1 protein-coding gene is annotated in these 1362 nt (G+C 68.5%); it reads left to right on the top strand.

Annotated elements, in window-relative coordinates; translation table 11 throughout:
• On the top strand, positions 1-1362 hold a 1362-nt coding region (locus tag QJS33_RS31210; RefSeq protein ID WP_306371663.1), incomplete at both ends, for a peptide chain release factor 3.

The following is a 1362-nucleotide window of genomic DNA, read 5'->3' as shown; positions in this document are numbered from 1 at the left end:
GGCCGAGGTGGTGGGTGAGGCCGGTCGTCGGCGGACGTTCGCGGTCATCTCGCATCCGGACGCGGGTAAGTCGACGCTGACCGAGGCGTTGGCGTTGCACTCGGCGGCGATCACCTCGGCGGGTGCGGTGCACGGCAAGGGCGACCGGCGGGGGGTGACGTCGGACTGGATGGAGATGGAGCAGGACCGGGGGATCTCGATCACGTCGGCGGCTCTGCGCATCGATTACCGGGGTCGGGTCCTGAACCTGTTGGACACCCCCGGTCACGCGGATTTCTCCGAGGACACCTATCGGGTGCTGTCGGCGGTGGACTGCGCGATCATGCTGCTGGACTCGGCCAAGGGCCTGGAGCCGCAGACGTTGAAGCTGTTCGATGTGTGTCGGGCGCGGCGGATGCCGGTGATCACGTTCGTGAACAAGTGGGACCGTCCCGGGCGTGAGCCGTTGGAGCTGTTGGACGAGATCGAGCAGCGGATCGGGTTGCGTCCCACGCCGTTGAACTGGCCGGTGGGGATCGCGGGTGATTTCCGTGGTCTGGTGGACCGGGCCACCGGTGAGTACACCAAGCTGACCCGTACTCCCGGTGGGGCGACCAAGGCCATCGAGGAGGTCGTGGACGCCGACCGGGCCGCCGGGCTGGAGGGCGCGGCGTGGGAGCAGGCCCAGGAGGAACTGGAGCTGCTGGAGGCGCTGGGCGCCGACTTCGACTCCGAGTCGTTCCTGGCGGGGAAGTCCTCGCCGGTGTTGTTCGGTGCCGCGTTGCCCAATTTCGGTGTCGGCCGGTTGCTGGAGGCGGTGGTGGGCCTGGCGCCCGCCCCGGCGGCCAAGGACGACGTGAACGGGCGGCCGCGTCCGGTGGCGGCCCCGTTCTCGGGTCAGGTGTTCAAGATGCAGGCCAACATGGACAGGAACCATCGGGACCGGATGGCGTTCGTGCGGGTCAGTTCGGGGCGGTTCGATCGGGGTATGGTGCTCACGCACGCGGCCACCGGGCGTCCGTTCGCGACCAAGTACACCCAGGCGGTGTTCGGGTCCGACCGGTCCACCATCGACACGGCCTTCCCGGGTGATGTGATCGCGTTGGTCAACGCTCAGGCGCTCAAGGTCGGGGACACCCTCTACGACGGTCCCAAGGTGGAGTTCCCGCCGATCCCGAGTTTCGCCCCCGAGCACTTCGTGGTGGCCCGGGCCAAGGACGCGGGCAAGTACAAGCAGTTCCAGAAGGGCATCGCCCAGCTCGACGCCGAGGGTGTGGTGCAGGTGCTGACCTCGGATGTGCGGGGGGAGCAGGCTCCGGTGCTGGCGGCGGTCGGTCCGCTCCAGTTCGATGTGGTCGAGCACCGGATGGAGCAGGAGTTCCG

Source organism: Nocardiopsis sp. CC223A (assembly GCF_030766825.1).
Lineage (GTDB): Bacteria > Actinomycetota > Actinomycetes > Streptosporangiales > Streptosporangiaceae > Nocardiopsis.
This window is presented reverse-complemented; position numbering and strand designations above follow the sequence as displayed.